This is a genomic window from Streptomyces sp. BF23-19 (genome assembly GCF_041106355.1).
In the GTDB taxonomy this organism is placed as follows: domain Bacteria; phylum Actinomycetota; class Actinomycetes; order Streptomycetales; family Streptomycetaceae; genus Streptomyces; species Streptomyces virginiae_A.
This window is the reverse complement of the sequence record NZ_JBGBPT010000016.1, coordinates 84,759-107,497: the sequence shown is the minus strand read 5'-3', so window position 1 is coordinate 107,497 and position 22,739 is coordinate 84,759. Positions and strand designations below refer to the sequence as shown.

Annotated in this window: 25 protein-coding genes and 1 pseudogene; 10 read left to right on the top strand and 16 right to left on the bottom strand. The window is 70.5% G+C overall.

The genetic code is table 11. From position 1 onward, the window contains the following. Window positions 1–42: 42 nt before the first annotated feature. From AB8A24_RS12355 to AB8A24_RS12345, 3 genes are read left to right on the top strand one after another with little or no spacing between them, the layout of a single operon-like run. Window positions 43–444 (top strand): hypothetical protein, encoded by a 402-nt coding sequence (locus AB8A24_RS12355; protein ID WP_369475531.1) that lies wholly within the window; start codon window positions 43–45, stop codon window positions 442–444. Beyond that, window positions 441–1,934, top strand: a complete 1,494-nt coding sequence (locus tag AB8A24_RS12350) for a hypothetical protein (RefSeq protein WP_369475530.1) — start codon at window positions 441–443, stop codon at window positions 1,932–1,934. The genes AB8A24_RS12355 and AB8A24_RS12350 overlap by 4 nt, the downstream gene beginning before the upstream one ends. Next, entirely contained in the window at window positions 1,931–2,548 is a 618-nt protein-coding gene (locus tag AB8A24_RS12345; protein ID WP_369475529.1) for a hypothetical protein, read from the top strand. The genes AB8A24_RS12350 and AB8A24_RS12345 overlap by 4 nt, the downstream gene beginning before the upstream one ends. On the opposite strand, the gene AB8A24_RS12340 is transcribed toward AB8A24_RS12345, so the two are convergent. The 13 genes from AB8A24_RS12340 to AB8A24_RS12280 all read right to left on the bottom strand — a co-directional run bounded on the left by AB8A24_RS12340 (window position 2,545) and on the right by AB8A24_RS12280 (window position 12,294). Further along, window positions 2,545–3,186, bottom strand: a complete 642-nt coding sequence (locus tag AB8A24_RS12340; protein ID WP_369475528.1) for an OmpA family protein — start codon at window positions 3,184–3,186, stop codon at window positions 2,545–2,547. The genes AB8A24_RS12345 and AB8A24_RS12340 overlap by 4 nt on opposite strands. Window positions 3,187–3,190: 4 nt before the next feature. Further along, window positions 3,191–3,730, bottom strand: coding sequence for a hypothetical protein (locus AB8A24_RS12335; RefSeq protein WP_369475527.1), 540 nt, complete (start codon window positions 3,728–3,730; stop codon window positions 3,191–3,193). Window positions 3,731–3,802: 72 nt separating this feature from the next. Further along, window positions 3,803–4,432, bottom strand: coding sequence for a pilus assembly protein TadG-related protein (locus tag AB8A24_RS12330; protein WP_369475526.1), 630 nt, complete (start codon window positions 4,430–4,432; stop codon window positions 3,803–3,805). Beyond that, entirely contained in the window at window positions 4,429–4,629 is a 201-nt protein-coding gene (locus AB8A24_RS12325; protein WP_369475525.1) for a hypothetical protein, read from the bottom strand. Before AB8A24_RS12325 ends, AB8A24_RS12330 begins: the two co-directional genes overlap by 4 nt. Window positions 4,630–4,739: 110 nt before the next feature. Continuing rightward, on the bottom strand, window positions 4,740–5,426 hold the full coding sequence (locus AB8A24_RS12320) for a response regulator (protein ID WP_369475524.1): 687 nt from the start codon (window positions 5,424–5,426) through the stop codon (window positions 4,740–4,742). Between the two features lie 3 nt (window positions 5,427–5,429). Beyond that, entirely contained in the window at window positions 5,430–6,320 is an 891-nt protein-coding gene (locus AB8A24_RS12315) for a DUF5936 domain-containing protein (RefSeq protein ID WP_369475551.1), read from the bottom strand. 19 nt (window positions 6,321–6,339) lie between these two features. Further along, entirely contained in the window at window positions 6,340–7,278 is a 939-nt protein-coding gene (locus AB8A24_RS12310; RefSeq protein WP_369475523.1) for a type II secretion system F family protein, read from the bottom strand. Further along, window positions 7,275–8,618: a CpaF family protein gene (locus AB8A24_RS12305; protein WP_301366960.1), complete on the bottom strand. Its 1,344-nt coding sequence runs from the start codon at window positions 8,616–8,618 to the stop codon at window positions 7,275–7,277. Before AB8A24_RS12305 ends, AB8A24_RS12310 begins: the two co-directional genes overlap by 4 nt. Further along, window positions 8,615–8,983: a TadE/TadG family type IV pilus assembly protein gene (locus tag AB8A24_RS12300; RefSeq protein WP_369475522.1), complete on the bottom strand. Its 369-nt coding sequence runs from the start codon at window positions 8,981–8,983 to the stop codon at window positions 8,615–8,617. The genes AB8A24_RS12305 and AB8A24_RS12300 overlap by 4 nt, the downstream gene beginning before the upstream one ends. A 1-nt stretch (window position 8,984) precedes the next feature. Next, window positions 8,985–9,356 (bottom strand): TadE/TadG family type IV pilus assembly protein, encoded by a 372-nt coding sequence (locus tag AB8A24_RS12295; protein WP_369475521.1) that lies wholly within the window; start codon window positions 9,354–9,356, stop codon window positions 8,985–8,987. A gap of 3 nt (window positions 9,357–9,359) precedes the next feature. Further along, window positions 9,360–10,634 (bottom strand): CpaE family protein, encoded by a 1,275-nt coding sequence (locus AB8A24_RS12290; RefSeq protein ID WP_369475520.1) that lies wholly within the window; start codon window positions 10,632–10,634, stop codon window positions 9,360–9,362. Window positions 10,635–10,641: 7 nt separating this feature from the next. Further along, complete coding sequence (gene cpaB / locus AB8A24_RS12285) at window positions 10,642–11,343, bottom strand: Flp pilus assembly protein CpaB (protein ID WP_328961896.1); 702 nt, start codon at window positions 11,341–11,343, stop codon at window positions 10,642–10,644. A gap of 48 nt (window positions 11,344–11,391) precedes the next feature. Continuing rightward, entirely contained in the window at window positions 11,392–12,294 is a 903-nt protein-coding gene (locus AB8A24_RS12280) for a hypothetical protein (RefSeq protein WP_328961897.1), read from the bottom strand. A 449-nt stretch (window positions 12,295–12,743) separates the two neighbouring features. On the opposite strand from AB8A24_RS12280, the gene AB8A24_RS12275 reads away from it, so the two are divergent. Both AB8A24_RS12275 and AB8A24_RS12270 read left to right on the top strand, forming a co-directional pair. Continuing rightward, entirely contained in the window at window positions 12,744–14,417 is a 1,674-nt protein-coding gene (locus AB8A24_RS12275) for a chitinase (protein ID WP_369475549.1), read from the top strand. 125 nt (window positions 14,418–14,542) lie between these two features. Beyond that, window positions 14,543–15,880, top strand: a complete 1,338-nt coding sequence (locus AB8A24_RS12270) for a M14 family metallopeptidase (protein ID WP_369475519.1) — start codon at window positions 14,543–14,545, stop codon at window positions 15,878–15,880. 120 nt (window positions 15,881–16,000) lie between these two features. On the opposite strand, the gene AB8A24_RS12265 is transcribed toward AB8A24_RS12270, so the two are convergent. Further along, window positions 16,001–16,411: a RidA family protein gene (locus AB8A24_RS12265; protein ID WP_030712246.1), complete on the bottom strand. Its 411-nt coding sequence runs from the start codon at window positions 16,409–16,411 to the stop codon at window positions 16,001–16,003. Then, window positions 16,408–17,160 carry an IclR family transcriptional regulator gene (locus AB8A24_RS12260; protein WP_369475518.1) on the bottom strand — a complete coding sequence of 251 codons (753 nt, stop codon included), beginning with the start codon at window positions 17,158–17,160 and terminating at the stop codon, window positions 16,408–16,410. The genes AB8A24_RS12265 and AB8A24_RS12260 overlap by 4 nt, the downstream gene beginning before the upstream one ends. 283 nt (window positions 17,161–17,443) lie before the next feature. Here AB8A24_RS12260 and AB8A24_RS12255 point away from each other — a divergent pair, with 283 nt between their 5' ends. From AB8A24_RS12255 to AB8A24_RS12240, 4 genes are all read left to right on the top strand, one after another. After that, entirely contained in the window at window positions 17,444–18,736 is a 1,293-nt protein-coding gene (locus AB8A24_RS12255; RefSeq protein WP_369475517.1) for an alanine racemase, read from the top strand. Between the two features lie 10 nt (window positions 18,737–18,746). Next, complete coding sequence (locus AB8A24_RS12250; protein WP_369475516.1) at window positions 18,747–20,330, top strand: amidohydrolase family protein; 1,584 nt, start codon at window positions 18,747–18,749, stop codon at window positions 20,328–20,330. A gap of 23 nt (window positions 20,331–20,353) precedes the next feature. Continuing rightward, complete coding sequence (locus AB8A24_RS12245; protein WP_369475515.1) at window positions 20,354–21,370, top strand: YdcF family protein; 1,017 nt, start codon at window positions 20,354–20,356, stop codon at window positions 21,368–21,370. A 208-nt stretch (window positions 21,371–21,578) separates the two neighbouring features. After that, entirely contained in the window at window positions 21,579–21,764 is a 186-nt protein-coding gene (locus tag AB8A24_RS12240) for a hypothetical protein (protein ID WP_030712263.1), read from the top strand. Between the two features lie 175 nt (window positions 21,765–21,939). Here the strand turns inward: AB8A24_RS12240 and AB8A24_RS12235 are convergent. Further along, a pseudogene (locus AB8A24_RS12235) lies at window positions 21,940–22,167 on the bottom strand (LysR family transcriptional regulator); the annotation flags it as partial. 105 nt (window positions 22,168–22,272) lie between these two features. Here AB8A24_RS12235 and AB8A24_RS12230 point away from each other — a divergent pair. Beyond that, complete coding sequence (locus AB8A24_RS12230) at window positions 22,273–22,725, top strand: nitroreductase/quinone reductase family protein (protein WP_328961904.1); 453 nt, start codon at window positions 22,273–22,275, stop codon at window positions 22,723–22,725. Window positions 22,726–22,739: the final 14 nt, after the last annotated feature.

Here is a 22,739-nt window from a genome sequence, read left to right as displayed (position 1 = left end):
CTAGGGTGAACGCTTCCACGTTGCATACCCGGGGGCGGACCAGTGACATTCGACAAGGAATGGGCGGACGCCAAGGCGTCGGCGAGCGGCTCCTCGCACGACTTGGTAGTCACGCAGGACGACTTGGGTGCGGTGGGGCACGAGGCCTTCATCCTCCACGACCAGCTGCGCAAGAGGACGGATATCGCGGGGTCCGGCGCGACCTCCCGGGCGGCTACGGAATGCTCCGCCCGCAACCTGACCATGGGTTCGGAGCTGTCGGCGACCCTGTCCACCTGGGACTCACAGGCCAAGACGGTGCTGCAGATGTACGCGCACATCTCCAACCACCTCGACTTCTCCAAGAAGTCCCACGCGAACAACGACGAGGCGATCGCCGCGAGCCTGCGCCATCGCAACGGCTCCGCGATGTCGGTCTCCGAGATACAGGGGTACGTGAAGTGACCTTCACGTGGACCGACCTCATCACGCTCGACCTCGGCAAGCTGAACGAAGCCGTCACGGAGTGGAAGACGGCCGAGGAAGAGCTTGGGAAACTGCAGGGCACGGTGCGCGACGGCCTCCTGAAGAAATCGGAAGCCGCCCGCTGGGAGGGCGTCAACGCGACGGTCACCCGGGAGTTCGTACGCAGCGCCACCAAGGAGGTCGCCGACCTCCAGAGCGAGGCCAAGAGCATCCACGCCGTACTCGCCGACGCGCACGCGGAACTGACACGGCTCCAGAAGCGGGCGAAGGACCTTGCGGAGGAGGCGCGCGCGGGGGATCCCCTACGTGACTCCGAGCCCGATCCTGGGCTGCTGGTGTCCGATGCCGGAGGCGGCAAGGTCCGGGTGGAGTCCTCGATCTGCGACGCCAGGGGCACCTCCCAGCGGACCCAGGACATGATGCGCTGGTACGCCGACACCCTCACCAGCCTGGTCACCCACGCGGCCGAGGTGGACGCCGCCACGACTCGCGCCCTGCGCTCCAGCCACGGCGCCGACCCGCACAACGCAGGCCACGCCACCTACACCTCGCTGGACCAGGACCAGTTGCCGCGGGCCATGAAACTGGCCGCTCTGGGCGGAGACGCGAAGCCGGCCCAGGAGGCCGAGCTGCGCCGGCTGTGGCAGTCGCTCAGCCCTGACGCCCGTGCACAGCTGTGGACGGCGCACAAGGACGATCTCCTGGCCGCCGGACTCTTCAATCCGTCGGTCAAGAACGTGGCTACGGACCGGGGTTCCGGCAAGCACGGCGAGAAGGATCCGGGGCTGGGCGACTGGGCCAACCACGCGAAGGCAGGGGCGCTCGTCGACGGCGCGGACATGTTCGGCTTGACCGATGCCTCACGGCACATGCACCACTACCTCGCCAACGGGGGCGAGTTCATGAAGCTCCCGGTCGACAAGATGCTCAACGACAACCAGGGCTTCCAGACACACATAGACCGTAAGCACCTACTGGACAACGAGACTGATTGGCGCGAGCAGGCGCTGGCGGAGTTCCAGAGGAACGGTGGGCGACCCGTCGCCATACCGGTCGAGACACCGAGCGGCAAGGACTACTCCTTCACCAAGGAGACTGATCCGAACTGGTTCTACGCGGTCGGCTCCGCCCGGTCGAACGTGACGGGCGTGGTGACCGTCGTACCGGGGTCCGACGGTCAGCCGGTGGTCGGACTGGACTACCAGGTCAACGTCTGGGACCGGTACAACTGGGACGAGGGCAAGGGCGTCGACGTCGGGCCGGTATACATTCCCGACGGCGAGATGGGCCAACAGCACAAGGTCGGCCTGGCCCAGGAGTTCGACATGGCGGGCAGCAGTTCGGTCAAGCACTACGAGCTTCTGGGCACCGGATCGGCATTGCCCGGACCCGACGACCCCGGCCGGACAGGCGAGCGAAGCGATCCAGGTCGCCATGTGAGAGACGGGGAAGGAGAGCTCGGACGATGAACGATTCCCTTGCCCAGGTCGGGCCCCGGAAGCAGAAGTGGTCCTGGAGGCGACGTCTCGCGGTCGGTGCGGGTGTGTTCGCCGGGCTGTGCGGCCTCGGATATGCCGTCATGCTCGTGCTGGGTGCGATCACCTGGCAGCGGCTGATGGAGCACGACACGAAGTGCTGCTGGGAGGAGAACGCCACACCCGAGTGGATGGCCGGGGTGATGGGGTTCCAGGTGCCGCAGGCGGCGACGGACCGCCGGGTCGGATTCAAGACCAGTTCGCAGTACGACGTCGGGCTGCTCACCTTCACGGTGACGACGGCGGAGGCCAACAGCTTCCTGCAGCCGCTGGTGCCGCCGGGCAAGAAGATGTTCCCCAATGACAAGCCGAAGGCTCCGGGATACACCCGCAGCGACGGCTTCAGTCACCTCGGGCTGCCCGAGCCCGAGACCTTCGCTGACGGAATGCGTGTCAGGGACGTCTGCCGTGGTGACGTGGAAACGCCCGAAGCAAAGGCCGTCCAGTTCTGTACGACCGTCTACGCACACGAGTTCCAGCCCGGCACCACCCGGATCTACCTCTGGGCCGGGCTGGAGGGGGACGTCGGGAAGCCGCCGGCTCCCTAGCCGTCGCCTGCGCTGCGGGGGAAGGTGATCTCGACGCGGCGGTTCTTCTTGCGGCCTTCCTCCGTGCCGTTGTCGGCGATCGGGTAGTCCTCGCTGTAGCCGCGGACGTCGAAGACCACGCTGGGGTTGGTGACGGTCTTGGCCAGCTCGGCCTGCACGGCGTCGGCCCGCTGCTTGGAGAGCTCCTTGCCGTGCTCGTAGCTGCCCTGGTCGTCGGTGAACCCGAAGACGCGGATGCGGGTCGCCTTCTGCGTGTTGATCTCGTTGGCGATGGCCTGGATCCGGGCGGCGGCCTGCGCGTTGAAGACGGCGCTGTTCTCCGGGAACAGCACCTCGGACTGCAGCGCCATCATGACGGTCTGATTGGTCTCCTGCCGCCGCTGCTCCCCGCCGAGGTCTTCGACGACCTCGGCGATGTCCAGCACCTTGACGGGCGCGAGCGTCCCACCCTGCGGGATCTTCAGCCCGGGGGCGTTGGAGTCGATCTGCACCGGTGCGGAGGCGGACGGCTCGGAGCCCGGAGGTACGGACGGCTTGACGTCGTCGGCATGGGCGGCCGCCGCACCCACTGATTGAACACCGGCAATGAGGAGCCCGACGACGGCTGTTGCGGCGAGGACGCGGTGGCGTTTGGTCATGGGGTCACCCGGAGAGTTTGACGGTCGCCGTGGCGAAGGTGGGGAGGCTGAGGTCCACCTCAACGGTGCTGGTCGGAGGAGCGGGGAACTGCGCGAAGAACGGCATGGTCTGGCCAGCTTCGATGATGTTCAGCCCAGTCGTGCACAGGCACCGGCCATCGGTGTCCCTGAGAACGTAGTACCGCTTCTTGCCGACCTTGTCGACCAAGGTCACGCCGGCCACGGATACTCCACTGGAGTTAAGCTCGTTGCCGCGCCAGGGCGCGGTGTTCACGTACGCGGCACTGCCGGTGTTCTTCAACTGCCCTTCGACGGTGAGGAATCCTCCGGCGTCCCGGGCGGCCTTGTTGATCGTCAGCACCATGCCCGCCTCGCCGTTCACCGTGGCGATGACCTGAGTCGGCGGGGCATCGGCACTCTTCACCGCTCCGGACGGGGACGTCTCGCCACCGCCCTTCGGCTTCGCCGACGTCGACACAGCAGGCTTGTCCGACTTACCCTCACCCCCGCACCCGGTCAGGGCAAAGGCCAGGACCGCCACCATCCCCACAGCCGCCTTCCCGTGGGCCGCGCGCCGCCGAACACTCATGTACTTGGCTTCCTTGTCTCTCGGTCATCAGTCGATCAGGCGTATATCGAACAGAGCCGCAGCCAGCGAACGCCACGCGCGCGGTCGGGCGGGGTCGTAGTCCACGACGAGCCCCTTGGTGCAGGAGAACTTGATCGGACCGGGCGGCTCCGGTGCTGGTGTCGGCGCCGAGCCGCCGCTCCCCGACCCCCCAGGTTTGACGTGACAGCGAGGAATGATCTCCGCTCTCGCATCCGCTTCGCCGTGCTGTCCGCTCGTTCCGGGGACGACAGAGTCCCCCACCGTTCCGTTCGTCCTCGACCGGACGCTGAACCGGGTGCCCGACCGCTCGCACGTCACCGTCGCCTCGTTCATGGCGGCGAAGTCCTGCGCGGCCCCACAGGCATCTCCGTACGGGTCGAATCGATTGCCCAGCAGGACCTGTTCCCACTCCTCCGGCGAGAGGGTGGCGAGGTCGAGGCCTGGCACCAGGGTGTCTCTGGCCTCGCGAGCCGCCGCGAGTGCGGCGGCGTCCGCAGCTCCCTGCGCATCGCTGCGGACGATCGCCGCCTTGCCGATGGTGAAGTACGCCAGAGCAGCGAAGAGGAGACCCGCTACGACCACGGCGTAAATGGGGAAGGCCTGCCCGCGGTCACCGCCGAATCGGCTCCATGTCACCTTCCTGCCGTGATGCTCGCGACGGCAGCAGTGATCTTCGTCGTAATGGCCTGGCCGATGCCGGTACCGATGATCGCACCGATGATCACGACGACCACCAGAATGATCCCCAGGTACTCGAATGCCGTCTGGCCTCGATCTCTCGCACCCTTGCCTTCGTACCGCTTGCACATCCTCGCCACGGTGTTCTGCAACATGGGGGTTCCCTCCCGGGCCGGTACCGGTGTCGATCTGCGGACGGTACGGCGAGTCACCAGCCGTCACCAAGGGTCCCGGGGCCCAATTACGGACCCACTGCGCACTCCGTCTACCCATGACCGGTCACTCCTGGACGGGCGGTTCCCAGCCAGCGGGCTATCGCCTCGCTGCGCGTGGCGCTCTGGAGCTTCGCGAAGATGCGGTTGATGTGGTTCTTGACCGTCTTCTCGCTGATGAAGCAGGCCGCCGCGATCCGCTGGTTGCTCATCCCGGACGCGATCAGATCCATGATCTCTACCTCCCGGGAACTCAGCCCAAAGACAACAGAGTTGTGCATCCGCTCAGAAGACTGTGCCACAACTCGTTGCGGATGCGAAGAGGACCGGAGCTCCGCGAGAAGCGCGCTCGCCGCCGTCGGGGTGAAGTGGGGGCGGCCCAGTGGGGCGTCGCGTACCGCCCGGAGCAGGTCGTCCGCGGTGAACTCGCCGTGTACGAGGTAGCCGCCGGCCCCCAACGACAGTGCCTCGCAGATGATTTCGGCTTCCCTGCTGTACGTCAGCATCAGTACGGGAGCCAGCTGCACCAGGTGCGGCAGCGCCGAGATTCCGTCCACCCCCGGCATCCGGACGTCCAGCAGGATCACGTCCGGGGCGTGCCGGCGGGTCAGGCTCAGTGCTTCGCGCCCGTCCGCCGCCTGGGCGATGACGTCGAGGTCCTCGGCCGTGCGAAGCAGGGCCGCCAGGCCCGCCCTGATGACCGGGTTGCCGTCGGCGATGAGCACGCTCAGCCGCGCCATCGCTCAGCCACCCCCGAAGAGCGCGCCGAAGTCTACGTTCGCGCCGTAGACGAAGCCGCAGACCAGCAGGATCAGCGTGCCGGGGAGCATGAACATGGTCACCGCGAACGTAGCCTTCGGGACGGCCCGGGCCGCGCGGCGGCGGGCGTTCTGGGTATCGGTGCGGCGCATGTCCTCGGCGATCGCGATCAGGGTCTCGACGATCGGCGAGCCGAGCTCCTCGCCCTGCTGGAGGGCCGTCACGAACTGCGCGACCTGTTCGCTGTCGTTGCGCCGTCGCAACTCGTCGAAGGCCTGGCGGCGGCTGACGCCCATGTTCATCTGCTGCAGTGTGATGCGGATTTCGTCGGCCCAGGGGCCTTCGTACTTGTCCGCCACCCGTTCCAGCGCCTGCCGGAAGCCCAGCCCGGCGCTGACGACGACCGCGAGCACGTCCAGGAAGTCCGGCAAGGTCCGCTCGATGTGGTCGCGGCGGACCCGGATCGCCGACCACAGGCCGGCCTCGATCCAGAAGAGTCCGAAGGCCACCATGAGGAGTGCGGCGACCAGCTGCCCGTTGATCAGCATTGAGAAGGCGCCGAGGGCGCCCAGGGCCCCGTACACCGCCCGCCGGGCCGCGTAGCGGTCGATCGTGAGGCCGGCCGGGTTGCCCGCCATGTCGATCTGGCGGCGCTTGCGGGCCACCCGCGCCGGCCCCATCAGGCGCAGCACCGCCGGGGCCCAGCGGATGCCCATCCGGTCCACCAGGGAGCCGACCGCCGTCGTACGGGTGGCACCGACCTCCAGGGCGAGCGCGAGGTCCGTGGGCAGCTTCACGTCCGCGCGGTAGAGGCGGATGCCGTGGAACGCGCCGAGGACCGACAGGGCCACGGCCAGTGCGAGAAGGAGTCCGATCATCGTCCCGTCCGCCCCCTCACACGTCGATCTTCGACAGGCGGCGGATGAGGATGAACCCCAGGGCGAAGAGACCGAGGGCGATGAGTACCGCCGTCTGGCCGATGAACGCGCCCGTCATCCGGTCCAGGGCGCCCGGCATCATCAGGTCGACCAGCAGCAGGGACCCGAGGCCGATGGCGGGGACCAGGTACGCCGTCACCGTCACCTGGGACAGCTGGGTACGGATCTCCCTGCGGGTCTCCTTGCGCTGCTCCAGCGTCACCGTGAGGTTGCGCAGGCTGTCGACGATCGCGCCGCCCGCGCGGGCGGAGAGGACGAGCGTGGAGACGAGGACGACTAGTTCGCGGGAGGGCAGGCGCTCGGTGAGTTCGCCGAGGGAGTCGTCGATCGAATGGCCGACCGCGAGGCGGTCGGCGACGCGCGCCAGTTCCTCGCCGGCCGGTGCCTCCAGCTCCTCGGCGGCGATACCGATGGCCGTGCGCAGCGCCAGTCCGGCCTGGGTGGCGTTGGCGAGGATGCGGGCCAGGTCCGGGAGTTGGTTGATGAACCGTTCCGTACGGCGCGCCCGTTGCCAGTTGAGGAAGGCGTTCGCCGCCCAGATGCCGATGGCGCCCGCCACCGGGCCGAAGAACGGTGCGAGGAGGGAGGAGGCGATGAGCCAGACCCCCGCGATCGAGCCCAGCATGTAGACGAAGAACTCGCCGGGGGTGAGGTCCAGGCCGGTGGTCGCCAGCTTCAGCTCGATCCGGCGGCCGAGCTTCGTCTTGCGCAGCCGCCGGTCGACCGACGGGAAGCGGCGGCGCCGGCCGGCGGGCTCTGGGACACCGCTCGCCGAGAGGCGTTCGATGAGGGCGGCGCGCTGGGCGCGGCCGGCCATGTACGCCTGGAGGCCGGCGACGACCAGTACGCAGGCGAGCAGCGTGGCGCCGAGGGTGGCGAGGACGAGTGGGTTCACAGGGCGGTCCGGGTGATGCGGGCGGTCAGGGGGTCTTCCGGCGCGACGCCGAAGGCCTGCGGGATGGGCTGGTTGTTCATGTAGAGGCGTTCGGCGATCCGGCGGGGCAGTGGGTAGTACTCGAAGTAGCCGCGGACGCGGCCGTCCGCCCCCATCGGCTGGGCCCCGAAGCGGCAGACCGTGGTGATCCGGAAGGGCTCGCGGCCGTGCGATTCGAGGACGGAGATCTCGGTGATGCGGCGCGAGCCGTCGCCGAAGCGGGTGAGCTGGACGATGACGTTCACCGCGCTGTTGATCTGGTCCTGTAGGGCTTCGAAGGGGATCTCGACCTCCGACATGGAGGCGAGGGTCTGCAGGCGCATCAGGGCGTCCGAGGAACTGTTGGCGTGGACGGTGGCCAGGGAGCCGTCGTGGCCGGTGGACATCGCCTGGAGCATGTCGAGGGTCTCGCCGCCGCGGACCTCGCCGACGATGATGCGGTCGGGGCGCATGCGCAGGGAGTTGCGGACCAGGTCGCGGATGGTGATCTGGCCCTTGCCCTCCACGTTCGCGGGACGGGATTCGAGGCGGATGACGTGGGCCTGCTGGAGCTGGAGTTCGGCCGAGTCCTCGATGGTGATGATGCGTTCGCCCTCCGGGATCAGGCCGGAGAGGGCGTTGAGGAGGGTGGTCTTGCCGGTGCCGGTGGCTCCGGAGACGATCACGTTCATCTTCGCCGCGACCAGGCCGGAGAGCAGGAGCAGCATCTGCTCGTCGAGCGAGCCGAGCGCGATCATCTCGTGCAGGGTGAAGGCACGCGGGAAGCGGCGGATGGTGAGGGTGGCGCCGGTCAGGGAGAGCGGCGGAATGATGACGTTGACGCGCTCGCCGCTGGGGAGGCGCGCGTCGACCATCGGATTGGCCTCGTCCACACGCCGGTTGACGGTGGAGACGATGCGCTCGATGGTCTGCATCAGCTGCTCGTGCGAGGCGAAGCGGATGGGGAGCTGTTCGACCCGGCCGGCGCGTTCCACGTAGATGTGGTCGGGGCCGTTGACCATGATCTCGGAGATCGAGGCGTCTTCGAGGAGCGGTTCGAGCACGCCGAGCCCGAGGGCCTCGTCGACGACGCGGCGGATCAGCTGGGCGCGCTCGACCGTGGAGAGGACGGGCCCTTCCCGGCTGATGATGTGGCCGAGTACGCGCTCCAGGCGCGCCCGGCGCTCGGCGGGCGCGAGCGCGGACATCTCGGCGAGGTCGATCTCCTCCAGCAGCTTGGCGCGGTAGGAGGAGACGAGCCGTCCGTCCTCGCGCGGGCTGTGGCGGTCGTCGGGGGTGTTGACCCGGGAACGCAGGCTCATGGTCCGGTCACCTTCGGGTCGTCGTTGGGCATGACCGCCGTGGCTTTGGCGTCCTCGATCTTGAGCCCGGGGATGATCGAGTTGATCCGGATGGTCACGGTCGCGGTCACCGCGTCGCCGCCCGGGGGCACGACCACCGTCGCCGGGAGCCCCTCGCGGATGGCGGCGTGCCCGGCCGCCTCCCCCCGTCCCGGGTGCTGGGCCTCCACGCGCGCCGCCGTACGGGCGGCGGTGTCCGCCTGCTCGTGGACGTACGCGACCCAGCCCAGCTGGATCCCGCACAGCGCGACGAACAGCAGGATCGGCACGAAGCCGATGTACTCCAGGGCCACTTGGCCCCGGTCGGAACGGATGCGCCGCCTCATGTCACTCGGCCTCCTTCTCCAGCGCGGCGCCGCCGGTGCCGTCGATCTCGCCGAAGTCGAGGCCCGGGAAGAAGACCGGGATGCCCAGGGTGACCTTCGCCTTGTAGATGTCGCCCGACTTGCCGCATTCGGCAGGCGGCATGTTCCATGCCTCCCCGATGTGTTTCCGCGCCGCCGCCATACAGGCGGCATCCCCGTGCACCGCCCCCGCCCGCGCCGCCTCGTCCGCCGCGTTGCCCGCCAGGGAGAAGGCGTAGCCGATCAGTACGCACTCCCACACCGCCGCCACCAGCAGCAGGATCAGCGGCACCGTGCCCACGAACTCGATCGCCACCTGGCCCCGGTCCCCGCGCCCCGGTCTGCGGGCGGGCATCCGTCAGCCCTCCCGGCCGCGGCGCAGGCGGGCCACCGGGCCCGACGCGCGGACCGCGAGCGAGGCGCTCGGGGTGGTGGCGGTGGTCGGGGTGGGGTCCGGGGTCGACAGGAGGCCGAGTTCGCCCGCCAGGGTCCACAGGGCCTGTTTGACCGTCGAGCGGTTGTCGAGGTCCTGGACGCGGCCCGCGTCGACCACGGCCTGGAGTTCCTTGAAGGCGGCCGGGACCGGGGTGCGGGTGGCGCGGGTCTTGGTGATCTTCTCGATCAGGGCGGGCTGGATCTCCGTGTGCTTGCTCCAGCGGTTCACGACCATCGCCGTGTCCTCCGCCTTGCGCACCTGGAGCCGTTCCCACATCCGGACCATCCGCTTCGCCGCCCGGACCGCGACCACGTCCGGGGTGGTGACCAGCACCGCCACGTCCGCCATCTCCACGGCCGCCGCGTTCGCCCCGGTGACCTGGGTCCCGCAGTCGACGACGACGAGTTCGTAGCGGCTGCGCAGGGCCGCGACGATGTGCCGGGCGGCCCGGTCGTCGACCTCCTCGCCGCGTTCCCCGTCCGCCGGGGCCAGCAGGAGCGCCAGGCCCGAGGCGTCCTCGTAGACGGCGTCCTGGAGGACCCGGGGGGAGATGTCCTGGATCCCGGCGAGGTCGGCGATGGAGCGCCGGAACTGCACGTCGAGGTACGAGCCCACGTCGCCCGCCTGGAGGTCCAGGTCGACCAGTGCGGTACGCCGCCCCGAGGCGGCCGCGGCCAGCGCGAACTGCACGGCGGTGAAGGTGGTGCCCACGCCGCCCTTGGCCCCGGTGACGGTGACGACCCGCCCGCCCGGACCGGTGAAGACGTCGGCGGCGGCGCCCCGTCCCAGGTGGCGGCGTACGCCCACGGACCACTGGGCGGCGGCCTGGACGCGGGCGGCCAGTTCCTCGTAGGACAGCGGGAGGCCGATCAGGCCGCGCGCGCCCGAGTCCATGGCGGCGGAGAAGAGCCCGGGGCCGGCGTCCGAGGAGACCAGGACGACGCCCACCGCCGGGAAGCGCAGGGCGACCTCCCGGATGAGTTCCAGGGCGGGGACCGGGCCGATCCGTTCGTGGACGAGGACGACCTCGGGGAGTTCGTCGATGGAGTCGGCGGCCAGCCGGGCGAGGGTGTCCAGGAGCGTGGTCGCGTCCGGGACGGGGGCGGCCGGCTCGGCGGCCGGGAGCTGGCTGAGCAGGGTCACGATGGCGCGCGCGGCGTCCGGGTCGCCGACCGCGGGGAGGATTCGGGTGGTCATCCGGGCCTCACCTGTCCCCGTCGAGGGTGTACGTGCGGTCGCCCGGGGCGGGCGCCGAATCGGTGCCGGGGGCCACCAGGGCCAGGCGTACGTGCTCCGCGAAGGACTCGGCGTACGCGACGCGCTGGGTGTCCTTGGTGCTCAGGGCGAAGGTGATCGGAACGGCCTCGGCCGGGCCCTTGCGGTCGCTGTCCTTGTCCAGGGCGGTGAGCTTGCCGACGCCCAGGACCCGGGCGTTGGCGACGATGATCACCGACCGCGAGGGGTCGGTGTCCTTGGCGCCCTTGAAGGTGGCGAGGATGTTGACCTTGGCGCCGGAGGTGATCTTGCCGGCCACACCCGTGGCCGCGTCGATCATGATGGCGATCTCCTGCTCACCGGGCTGCAGCTGCGGCCGGTCGACGAACATGTCCGCCTGGAGCAGCGAGCCCTTCTTCAGCGTGGTGAGCGCGATCTTGTCCTTGAGTGTGCCGAGGTCGGAGACGGCGGTGTCGGACAGCCACCGCTCGGGGATCCTGACCTCCTCGAACTGCCCGGCGGACAGCGGGCTGTACGGGGCTATGTCGCCCTTGGCCCGGTAGGCGACGACCTCGGCGCCGACCTTGGAGTTGACGTCGCCGATCACCACGAGGACTCCGGCGAAGGCCCCCAGTGCGCACAGGACCGACAGGAGCAGCAGGATGACGCCGCGGCGCTGGCGTGAGTTCATGGGCCTTACCTACCTCGCCGTTCTTCATTCATTCGTGCGTTCGAGTGATCAGGGTCTGGAACGGGCGGTGCTCGCGGGCGCGGGCGGCGGCGGTGCGGTGAGCGGCGCCGCGCAGAAGCCGCAGCGGTCGCCGATGAGTTCGAGGCCGCACCAGCGGCACTCCTCCCGGCGGACCGAGGCGACCAGCTGGTAGAGCACGGACAGGTCCGGGATGCCGGCGGCGAACTCGACGAGTTTCGGAGTGCCCCACCAGCCGGGGGACGAGGCCGGCAGCGGGTTCTCCAGGACGCCCTGGACCTGCCAGGCGGGGGCCAGTTCGGCCGTGACCCAGTCGGAGGTGAGCTGGCCGCGGGCGAAGGTGAGGTGCGTGGCGAACTCGGGCCCGGCCGGCAGCACCCCGCTGCGGGGGCCGTGCGCGCCCTGGGAGCCCCCGCTCAGCTTCGCCAGGTGCGGTTTCGGGTGGGCCATGACGGCGAACTGCGCGCTCGGCGACCAGGACCTGGCGTGCGCCCCGAGGCCGACCGGCACCCGGACCCGGTCGAGTTTGGCGACCGAGCCCAACAGGGCGCCCGCGTAGATGTAGTGGGACAGCAGCCGGGCCGCGGACGCGATGATTCCGGGGCTGAAGTCGCACACGCTGAGCTGGCGCAGCTGACGTGCCAGCAGAGCCGTTCCCAGCGGCGGCAGATCGATGCCGAGGAGCGCGATCCGGTCGGTTTCCAGGATGGCGCGTACGGTGTGCAGCCGCTGGACGGTGGAGCGCGGGAGCCACGGCGGTACGAGGGCCACGAGGTGGCCGTGCCGCTCCAGCAGGGCGCCCGTCTCGGCGAGCGCGGCCTCCAGGTCGAGCTGCTCGGGCGGGTGCAGCAAGGCGGCCCCGGGCGTGTGCCGGTCAGGGGCCGGAAGTACCAGATCGGCGCTGGTGACAGCGATGGCGGTCGGCACGCGCATTCCCCCGTTCCCCCACGTACATCCCGTACGCCCCTTACGCCGCGGCCACTTCACGTGCCCGACGCGCGCTCGACACGGACCTGACGCGGACTCGACGCGGAGTCGTCACGGACTTCCCGCGTCCGCGCCCACACTGCGCGACCGCATCCGATCGACCCGCTCCCCCTTGCTCCAGCACCATATCCGCGTCGCCCCTGGCGGGGCAGGGCCTTGAAGATTCCCGTGCTACCAGCACGTGTCACAGGTGGCGGAAACCCGGACAACAGGGATCGCATAGCGGGCCATTTCAAGCCACATCGCGAAGACCCTTGACACGGGGATTGGTCTGGACCAACTTGGCAGCCAACGCCTTGAGTCGGACCCACCCCACTCGGTCCGCCTCTTCCCACACCCCTCTTCCTCCCCCCACCGGAGCCCACGTGAACCGGATACGCTCCCTCGCCCTCCCCATCGCCGTCACCCTGACCGCGGGCGCCCTGTCCGCCCTCGCCGCCGGTACCGCACAGGCCGCCGACGTGAACGTCGCCCGCAACGGCGGCTTCGAGTCGGGTCTGGCCAACTGGTCCTGCACCGGCGGAACCGGCGCCTCCGTCTCCTCGCCCGTCTACGCCGGATCCGGCGCCCTGAAGGCCACCCCGGCGGGCCAGGACAATGCCCGCTGCAGCCAGACCGTCACGGTCAAGCCGAACTCGACGTACACGCTGAGCACGCAGGTCCAGGGCAGCTACGTCTATCTCGGCGCGACCGGGACCGGCACCCAGGACGTCTCCACCTGGACGCCCGGGTCTGGCTCCGGCTGGCAGAAGCTCTCCACCACCTTCACCACCGGCCCCGGCACCACCCAGGTCACCGTCTACACGCACGGCTGGTACGGCCAGCCGGCCTACGTCGTCGACGAGTTCAGCGTCTTCGGTCCGGACGGCGGAGGCGGCACCGACCCCGGCCCGTCGGTCCCCGGGGCCCCGGCCGGGGCGGCCGTTTCCGGCCAGAGCGCGAACGCCCTCACCCTTTCGTGGAACGCGGTCGGCTCGGCCACCGGCTATTACGTGTATCAGGACGGCGTCCGCGTCAGAACCGTGACCGGCGGCGCCGCCTCCACCCAGATCACCGGGCTCACGGCCTCGACCTCGTACTCCTTCCAGGTGAGCGCGTACAACGCGGCGGGCGAGGGCCCGAAGTCCGCCCCGGTGACCGGCACCACCACCGGCACCGACCCGGGTCCGGGCCCCGGCCCGGGCGTCCCCAAGCACGCCCTGACCGGCTACTGGCAGAACTTCGACAACGGCGCGACGGTCCAGAAGATCTCCGACGTCTCGGCGCAGTACGACATCATCGCCGTCTCCTTCGCCGACGCCACCACCACGCCCGGCGCCATCACCTTCAACCTCGACTCGGCCGGCCTCGGCGGCTACACGGTCGACCGGTTCAAGGCCGACATCGCCGCGAAGAAGGCGGCCGGCAAGTCGGTCATCCTCTCGATCGGCGGCGAGAAGGGGACCATCTCGGTCAACGACTCGACCTCCGCGAACAACCTCGCGAACTCCGCGTACGCCCTGATGCAGGAGTACGGGTTCACCGGCATCGACATCGACCTCGAGAACGGCCTGAACCCCACCTACATGACGCAGGCCCTGCGCTCGCTGTCGTCAAAGGTCGGCTCCTCGCTCGTCATCACCATGGCCCCGCAGACGATCGACATGCAGTCCACACAGGGCGGCTACTTCAAGACGGCGCTGAACATCAAGGACATCCTCACCGTCGTCAACATGCAGTACTACAACAGCGGCTCGATGAACGGCTGCGACGGCAAGGTCTACTCCCAGGGCTCGGTCGACTTCCTCACCGCGCTCGCCTGCATCCAGCTGGAGGGCGGCCTCGATCCCTCGCAGGTGGGCATCGGTGTCCCGGCCTCGCCCAGCGGCGCCGGCAGCGGCTACGTGTCCCCGACCGTCGTCAACAACGCCCTGGACTGCCTGGCCCGGGGGACGAACTGCGGCTCCTTCAAGCCGTCGAAGACCTACCCGGGGCTGCGAGGTGCGATGACCTGGTCGACCAACTGGGACGCCAAGGCGGGTAGTGCTTGGTCGAACTCGGTGGGTCCCAAGGTCCACGGGCTCCCGTAGGCGGTACGTCTGGGGGTGGCCGGATCGGTACGGCCTGCACAGCGTGTCCTTGACCGGGACATGCCACGAGAGCACGCTGTGCGCGTCCGCACGGCTACCCCCACACTCCCTACCCAGGAGAACGCATGCGGCTCCATACCCGCCGAAGGGCCGCCCTCACGGCGGCCCTGCTGGCGCTCGCGCTGGGCGCACCCGCCTACGGCATGAGCGCGACGGCTTCCCCTCCACCCACCCCTTCCACCGCCACCCAGGACGAGGCGATCGTCCAGTACCGGATCCACGGCCCCTCCACCGCCGCCGACCGCACCGCCCTGCTCCGCACGGGCGTCTCGATCGACGAGGTGGACGACCACACCGTCGTGGTCAGCGCCGACACCATGCAGGCGAAGAAGCTCAAGGAGCTCGGCTACCGGCTGACGGCCCTGCCCGGCCCCCCGGACCGCTCGCTGCCCGGCATCGCGGCGAGCCCGATGGACTTCCCCTCGGCGGACTCGAAGTACCACAACTACGCCGAGGCGACGGCGGAGATCAACCAGATCGTCGCGCAGTACCCCGCGATCGTGAGCAAGCGGGTGATCGGAAAGTCGCACCAGGGCCGGGACCTCATCGCCATCAAGATCAGCGACAACGTCGCGACGGACGAGGCCGAGCCCGAGGTGCTCTTCACCGCACACCAGCACGCGCGCGAGCACCTGACCGTCGAGATGTCCCTGTACCTGCTCAAGGAGTTCACCTCCAAGTACGGCAGCGACTCCCGGGTCGCGGGCGCGGTCAACGGCCGCGAGATCTGGATCATCCCGGACCTCAACCCGGACGGCGGCGAGTACGACATCGCCACCGGCTCCTACCGCTCCTGGCGCAAGAACCGGCAGCCGAACGCCGGCTCCTCCTACGTCGGCACGGACGAGAACCGCAACTGGAACTACAAGTTCGGCTGCTGCGGCGGCTCCAGCAGCAGCAAGAGCTCCGAGACCTACCGGGGCGCGGCCGGCGAGTCGGCGCCCGAGGTCAAGGTCGTCGCCGACTTCGTCCGCAGCCGGATCGTCGGCGGCAAGCAGCAGATCAAGGCCGGCATCGACTTCCACACCTACAGCGAGCTCGTCCTGTGGCCCTTCGGCTACACCTACAACGACACCGCCCCGGGCCTGACCGCCGACGACCTCGCCGTCTACAAGAAGATCGGCACCAGCATGGCGGCCAGCAACGGCTACACGCCGGAGCAGTCGAGCGACCTGTACATCACGGACGGGACGATCGACGACTGGCTGTGGGGCGACCAGAAGATCTTCTCCTACACCTTCGAGATGTACCCGGAGAGCGGCGGCGGCGGTTTCTACCCGCCGGACGAGGTCATCGACCGCGAGACCGCGCGCAACAAGGACGCGGTGCTCCAGCTGCTGGAGAACGCGGACTGCATGTACCGCTCGATCGGCAAGGAAGCCCAGTACTGCGCGACGCCGTGACCCTGTGGGGCACGTGACCGTGTGAAAGGGGGCGCCCCACCGCCAGGGGGGCGCCCCACCTACGCGTCCGGCCGCGCGTCCGGCCGCGCATCGGGCCGCGTGTCCGGCCGCGACCTCGCGTCAGCCGAGGACGGCGAGGGCGTCGATCTCGATGAGCAGCCCGGCCGGCAGGCCCACGTACACGGTGGTGCGGGCGGCGGGGGCCTCCTTCAGACCCTGCTCCTCGAAGTAGGCGTTGTAGATGCCGTTCATCTCGGCGAAGTGCCCGGTGTCGGTGAGGTAGACGCGGATCATCATCACGTCGTCCCAGCCCGCACCGCCGGCCTCCAGAACGGAACGGACGTTCTCCAGCGTCTGGAGGGTCTGCTCGCGCAGGGTCGGACCGGCGGGGGTGGGCGGCTGCCCGTCGACGTGGGGGAGGAAGCCGACCTGGCCGGCGACCTGGAGGATGTTCCCCTTCCGCACGCCGTGCGAGAACTTCGCGGGCGGGGTGGTGTGGGTGTCGGGCGTGACGGCGATCTTCTCGCTCACGTGCGCTCCTGGGTTCCTGAGTAGTCCTGGCTGATGGCTTCGGCGGTACGCAGCACCTGCGGCAGCAGTTCGAGCAGCCCCTCGGCGGGGACCACGACGCCGGGCGCGGAGACCGACAGCGCCGCGACGACCCGCCCGTCCGGCCCGTGCACGGGCGCCCCGAGGCAGTTGATGGACTCCTCGTGCCCACCGAGATCGGTGGCCCAGCCCTGCGCCCGTACGAGGTCCAGTTCGCGCAGGAAGGCCGCCGCGTCCGGGGTGGAGCGGGCGGTGTAGCGGGGGTACTCGATCCGGTCGGCGAGGGCTCGGAGCTCGGCCTCGGGCAGGTCGGCGAGGAGCAGCTTGGCCACGGCGGCGACCGTGAGGGGCACGGGCCTGCCGATGCGGGAGTACATGCGGACCGGGTAGCGGCTGTCGACCTTGTCGACGTACACGACCTCGTCGTCCTGGTGGAGGGCGAGGTGAACGGTGTGGCCGGTGGCCCGGTTCAGCTCGACGAGGTAGGGGTGCGCGATCTCCCGGACGTCCAGGTTCTCGATGGCCTCGGCGGCGAGGGCGAAGAGCTGCGCGCCGAGGCGGTAGCGGCCGTCGGGGCGGCGGTAGACGAAGCCGCGCTCGTGCAGGGTGCGCAGGAGGCGGAGCGCGGTGCTCTTGTGCACGCCGAGCTCGTCGGCGACCTCGCCGAGCGTGGCGGGGCCGCGCGCGAGCAGGGGCAGGATGCCGAGTGCTCTCTCGACGGACTGGCTCATCCCGCGTCCTCTCGTACGGTCACGACGACCACCGGCTCCGCCGGCGCCCCGGGCTCCGCCCGGACCTTCCCCCAGCTACCGCTGGGAGGTGCCCCCTGCTCAAACGCCGGCGAGGCTGAAACATCCAGCCTCGCCGGCGTTTGAGGCGCGGGGTCTGGGGCGGAGCCCCCGGAACGGCGCCGCACCGAGCGACGTTGACCCGCCGTCACCCGGGATGTTAGACAGCGTGCAGTGGTATACGCAACGACCGTTGCACAACGCGCAACCCCGGGAGGCACCCCGCATGGCCAGCGACAGCGACCCCGTCAAGGACCTTGCCGACGAACCGGTCGACCACCGGTTCAAGGGCCTCCCCCCGGACGCCCAGACGCACGGCCTCACCGTCGGCCGGCTCGCCGCCGAGCGCCGGGATCTGTACACCGGCGGCTTCACCACCCCCGTCCTGACCCTCGACGCGGACGCGCTGGAGCACAACCTCGCCGCGCTCGGCGCCTACGCCGCCCGGCACGACCTGGCCTTCGCCCCGCACGGCAAGACCTGCATGTCCCCCCAGCTCTTCCAGCGCCAGCTGGAGTACGGCGCGTGGGGCATCACCGCCGCCGTCCCCCACCAGGCCCGCGTCTACCGCGCCTTCGGCATCGAGCGGATCTTCCTCGCCAACGAGCTCGTCGATCCCGCCGCCCTGCGCTGGGTCGCCGACGAGCTCGCCACCGACCCCGGCTTCCACTTCGTCTGCTACGTCGACTCCGTGCGCGGGGTCGAGCTCATGGACCGCGCCCTCCAGGGCCGGACCCCGGGCGCCCGCATCGACGTCGTCGTCGAGCTCGGCGCCGGCGAGGGCGCCCGTACCGGGGCCCGTACCGACGAGGACTGCCGCGCCGTCGCCGACGCCGTCGCCGCCACCACCACCCTGCGCCTGGTCGGCGTCGCCGGCTACGAGGCCGAGGTGCCGGGCGCCGACCCCGACTCCGTCCACGCGTACCTGCGCCGGCTCACCGCGCTCGCCGTGGAGTTCGACAAGGCGGGCCGGTTCTCCGCGGACCTCGACGAGATCGTCGTCAGCGCCGGCGGCTCGGCCTGGTTCGACGCGGTCGCCGACGTGTTCGCCGAGCTCCCGGAGCTCTCCCGCCCCGTCCTCAAGTTGCTGCGCTCCGGCGCGTACGTCTCCCACGACCACGGCTGGTACACCCGGCTGACCCCCTTCAACCGGCATCCGGAGGAGGGCGGCCTGCGCCCCGCGTTCCGGCTGTGGACCCAGGTCGTCTCCCGCCCCTCCCCCACACAGGCCTTCGTCAACGCGGGCAAGCGCGACATCGCCTACGACCTGGGCCTGCCCGAGGCCGAGCTGGTCCGCGACGCCCTCACCGGCGAGGAGCGCCCCGCCGCCGGCGTCCGCGTGGTCAAACTGTCCGACCAGCACGCCTGGCTGGAGACCGACTCGGCCGAGGACGTGCGGGTGGGCGACTGGGTGGCGCTCGGCATGTCCCACCCCTGCACGATCTTCGAGAAGTGGCCGCTGATCCCGGTCGTGGAGGCCGACGGCACCGTCACCGACTACGTGCGCACCTTCTTCTAGGCACCGGCCGGTGGACCTGGTCATCCGGGGGGCCCGCGTCGTCGACGGCACGGGCGGGCCCTCGTACACCGCCGACGTCGGGATCCACGAGGGCCGGATCGCCGAGATCGGCCGGCTCCCGGGCGGCGGGCGCCGCACCCTCGACGCGCACGGCCTCGCCCTCGCCCCGGGTTTCGTGGACATGCACGCCCACAGCGACCTCGCGCTGCTCCGCGACCCGGACCACGGCGCGAAGGCCGCGCAGGGCGTGACCCTCGAAGTCCTCGGCCAGGACGGTCTGTCGTACGCGCCCGTCGACGACCGCACCCTCGGCGAGGTGCGGGCCGCCATCGCCGGCTGGAACGGCCCCGGCGACGACATCGACTTCGACTGGCGCACGGTCGGCGAGTACCTCGACCGGCTGGACCGCGGCTTCGGCGGTGAGGGCATCGCGGTCAACGCCGCCTACCTGGTCCCCCAGGGCACGGTCCGCGCGTACGCCCTCGGCTGGGCGGACCGGCCCGCGACGGGGGCCGAGCTGGCCCGGATGCGGCGGCTCGTCGCCGAGGGCCTCGCCCAGGGCGCCGTCGGCCTGTCCTCCGGCCTCACCTACACCCCCGGCATGTACGCCACCGGGTCCGAACTGACCGAGCTGTGCCGGGTCGTGGCCCGGTACGGCGGCTACTACTGCCCGCACCACCGTAGTTACGGCCACGGCGCCCTGGCCGCCTACGCCGAGATGGTCGCCCTCGCCCGGGAGGCCGGCTGCGCCCTGCACCTCGCGCACGCCACCATGAACTTCGGCGAGAACCGGGGCCGGGCCCCCGAGTTGCTCGCCCTGCTCGACGCGGCCCTGGCCGAGGGCGCCGACATCACCCTCGACAGCTACCCGTACACCCCCGGCTGCACCACCCTCGTCGCACTGCTCCCGAGCTGGGCGAACGAGGGCGGCCCGGAGGCGGTCCTGGCCCGACTGCGGGACGACGCCCAGGCCGAGCGGATCCGCCACGCGCTGGAGGTCGAGGGCGCCGACGGCTGTCACGGCGTCCCGGTCGACTGGTCGACGATCGAGATCTCGGGCACCGCGGACCCCGCCCACGGCGCGTACGTCGGCAGGCGCCTGGACGGCTGGGAGACCGCCCGCCGGCTCCTGCTGGAGGACCGGCTCGCGCCGACGATCCTCCAGCACGTCGGGGACGAGGAGAACGTCCGGGCGATCATGCGCCACCGCGTCCACACCGGTGGCTCCGACGGCATCCTCCAGGGCGCGAAACCGCACCCGCGCGCCTACGGCACCTTCCCCCATTACCTCGGCCACTACGTCCGCGAACTCGGCCTGCTCTCCCTGGAGGAGTGCGTGGCCCATCTGGCCGGCCGGCCCGCCGCGCGCCTGCGGCTGCCCGACCGTGGCCTGGTCCGCGTGGGGTACCGCGCCGACCTCGTGCTGTTCGCCCCGGACACGGTCGCGGCCGGGTCGACGTACGAGCGGCCCCGCGTGCTGCCGACCGGTGTCCCGCACGTGCTGATCGACGGGCGTTTCGTCATGCGCGACGGGCGCCGGACGGACGTGCTGGCCGGGCGTTCGGTGCGCCGAACCGCCCGCGATCTTCGGTAGATCGGACATCTACGATGGTCGGCATGGTCGCCTTCGCCCTCGCCGCCCTGCTCTTCCTCGCGTTCTGCGTAAGCGTCCGGCAGGACCGGCGCCGGTTCAGCAACGCCGTGCTCCTGGGACTGACCTTCCTCAGCGCGTTCTCCGCGCTGTTCCTCCAGGTCGGCAAGCTGCCCACCTGGGCGGCCGTCACGGTCGTCGTGATCGCCTTCGCCTCACCGGCGTTCGCCACCCTGGCCCTGGGCATCTTCCTCGTCCGCAACGGCATGGTCATGATCCGCAAGGAGGGCTTCCGTCCGGCCAACCTGCTGTCGATGCTCGCGGGCCTCACCATCTTCGCGTTGATCGCGCTGCTGGTCCTCGTCGGCGTGGTCGGCTCCCCGCTCCTCGGCGGGATCGCCGGAACGCTCACCGTCGTCGCCGGCTACGTCTCCTTCGTCTTCTTCTGCTTCCTCGGCTACGCCTTCCTCTACGGGCGGATCAAGGTGCGCGGCGACGTCGACCACGTGGTCATGCTCGGCTCGGGCCTGGTCGGCGGCGACCGCGTGCCGCCCCTGCTGGCCTCCCGCCTGTGCAAGGGGCAGCAGATCTACGAGGCCCAGCTGGCCCGCGGCGGTCGGCCGCCGGTGCTCCTCGTCTCGGGCGGCAAGGGCTCGGACGAGAAGGTCTCCGAGGCCCGGGCGATGGCTGACTGGCTGATCGCGCAGGGCGTGCCCGAGCCGCACGTCGTGCTGGAGGACCGCTCGACCACGACCGAGGAGAACATGCTCTTCAGCCGGGACATCATGACGGCCCACGACCCGGCCTACCGGTGCGTGGTGGTCACCAACAACTTCCACGCGTTCCGGGCGGCGATGCTGGCCCGCAAGACCGGCGTCAACGGGCAGGTGCTGGGCTCCCCCACCGCGAAGTACTACTGGCCGAGCGCCACCATCCGCGAGTTCGTCGCGATCTTCTGGGAGCACCGGGTCGTGAACCTGTCGATCTGCGCGCTGCTCACCGTCTTCGGTGCGCTCGGCACGCTGGCGGCGGTCCTCGTCTGACCCGCGCGCACCCGGAGGTGCCGTGACTCCCCCCTTGGCAGTCACGGCACCGGTCCGCGCGTACGCGTCGGCCGCACCCGTTACACCGCTACACCGCTACCCCCGCTGCCAGAGCGCGGGGACGTTCGGCGGCCCACGCGCGGTCGAGGTGCGTTCATGGGGCGGCGGCCGGAGTATGGGGCCAGGGGAAAACCGTAGGAGGTACGCGATGGTCAGTGAACCCGACGAGCAGCCCACACGGTCGGACCGGCTCTTCACGGGCGGCGAGCGACCGTACGACCCCGAGGACCTCGTGATGGTGACCGGCCACGACCCGACTCCGGAGCGGATCGAAAAGGCCCGTCAGCTGATGGAGAAGGAGGGCCCGCAGGTCATCGAGCGCTACCTGCCGTAGCGACGGCACGCACTCGAGGACTGCCGCAACCGCCCCCGGCCCCGCCGGGGGCGCCCCCACACCCCGGCCCCGCCGGCATTCGAGGCGCGGGGGCTCGGGGGCAGCGCCCCCGCAACGGCGCCGCATCCGCCCGCCACGCGCTACGCCGCAGGCGACGGCGCGGCCGGCCGCAACGCAGCAGCACCCTGGCCCGTTCCAGCACCAGCTCACCGAGCGCGGTGGTCCGTACGCCGTCGCGCCCGCGCAGGAACAGCGTCCCGCCCAGTGCCCGCTCGATGCGTTTGAGCTGCGTACTGAGCGCGGGCTGCGCGAGGCCGAGCGCGGTGGCGGCCCGCGTCAGGCTCCCGGCGACGGCGACGGCGACGGCCCTGACGATCTTGAGGTGCCTCAGCTCCAGATCCATACGACGAGCTGGTCCAGACCTGTGGGCATGCGCTACAGGTCGGGCGCATCCAGAATCGTTAATGCTCGTTAGCCGCAAGGGGGACACGACCCTAAGGACAGGAAAATGCACGCACTCGATGTCGACTGGGACCACCCCACCGACCCGCGGCCCGGCCCACGGCTCGACCACGTACGCGCCTACGTGAGCACCGCGGGGGCCGACGGGCACCTCTGGCACGGGGTTCCCACCCTCCTGCTGAGCACGCTCGACCGCGCGACCGACCGCGCCGTCCGCACCCCGCTGATCTACTGCGAGGACGCCGGCCGCCACATCGTCCTGGCCTCCGCCTACGGCGCCCCGGACCACCCCCACTGGTACCGGAACCTCACCGCCCACCCGGAGGTGCGCCTCCAGGTCGGCTCCGCCACCTTCACGGCACTGGCACGTACCGCCACGCCCCAGGAGCGGGAGGTGTACTGGGAGATGATGACGGCCCTGTGGCCCCCGTTCGACGACGACCGCGCCGCGGCCCGACCCCGCGAGATCCCCCTGGTGATCCTGGAGCGCGTGGGCTGACCGGGGCCCGACCG

What these genes read in the sequence shown, in the direction of transcription:
- AB8A24_RS12345 (WP_369475529.1), top strand. Translation starts at nt 1,931, where the DNA reads ATGAACGATTCCCTTGCCCAGGTCGGGCCCCGGAAGCAGAAGTGGTCC.
- AB8A24_RS12340 (WP_369475528.1), bottom strand. Translation starts at nt 3,186, where the DNA reads ATGACCAAACGCCACCGCGTCCTCGCCGCAACAGCCGTCGTCGGGCTC.
- AB8A24_RS12335 (WP_369475527.1), bottom strand. Translation starts at nt 3,730, where the DNA reads ATGGTGGCGGTCCTGGCCTTTGCCCTGACCGGGTGCGGGGGTGAGGGT.
- AB8A24_RS12325 (WP_369475525.1), bottom strand. Translation starts at nt 4,629, where the DNA reads ATGTTGCAGAACACCGTGGCGAGGATGTGCAAGCGGTACGAAGGCAAG.
- AB8A24_RS12320 (WP_369475524.1), bottom strand. Translation starts at nt 5,426, where the DNA reads ATGGCGCGGCTGAGCGTGCTCATCGCCGACGGCAACCCGGTCATCAGG.
- AB8A24_RS12305 (WP_301366960.1), bottom strand. Translation starts at nt 8,618, where the DNA reads ATGAGCCTGCGTTCCCGGGTCAACACCCCCGACGACCGCCACAGCCCG.
- AB8A24_RS12300 (WP_369475522.1), bottom strand. Translation starts at nt 8,983, where the DNA reads ATGAGGCGGCGCATCCGTTCCGACCGGGGCCAAGTGGCCCTGGAGTAC.
- AB8A24_RS12295 (WP_369475521.1), bottom strand. Translation starts at nt 9,356, where the DNA reads ATGCCCGCCCGCAGACCGGGGCGCGGGGACCGGGGCCAGGTGGCGATC.
- AB8A24_RS12290 (WP_369475520.1), bottom strand. Translation starts at nt 10,634, where the DNA reads ATGACCACCCGAATCCTCCCCGCGGTCGGCGACCCGGACGCCGCGCGC.
- cpaB (WP_328961896.1), bottom strand. Translation starts at nt 11,343, where the DNA reads ATGAACTCACGCCAGCGCCGCGGCGTCATCCTGCTGCTCCTGTCGGTC.
- AB8A24_RS12280 (WP_328961897.1), bottom strand. Translation starts at nt 12,294, where the DNA reads ATGCGCGTGCCGACCGCCATCGCTGTCACCAGCGCCGATCTGGTACTT.
- AB8A24_RS12270 (WP_369475519.1), top strand. Translation starts at nt 14,543, where the DNA reads ATGCGGCTCCATACCCGCCGAAGGGCCGCCCTCACGGCGGCCCTGCTG.
- AB8A24_RS12260 (WP_369475518.1), bottom strand. Translation starts at nt 17,160, where the DNA reads ATGAGCCAGTCCGTCGAGAGAGCACTCGGCATCCTGCCCCTGCTCGCG.
- AB8A24_RS12255 (WP_369475517.1), top strand. Translation starts at nt 17,444, where the DNA reads ATGGCCAGCGACAGCGACCCCGTCAAGGACCTTGCCGACGAACCGGTC.
- AB8A24_RS12245 (WP_369475515.1), top strand. Translation starts at nt 20,354, where the DNA reads ATGGTCGCCTTCGCCCTCGCCGCCCTGCTCTTCCTCGCGTTCTGCGTA.
- AB8A24_RS12240 (WP_030712263.1), top strand. Translation starts at nt 21,579, where the DNA reads ATGGTCAGTGAACCCGACGAGCAGCCCACACGGTCGGACCGGCTCTTC.
- AB8A24_RS12230 (WP_328961904.1), top strand. Translation starts at nt 22,273, where the DNA reads ATGCACGCACTCGATGTCGACTGGGACCACCCCACCGACCCGCGGCCC.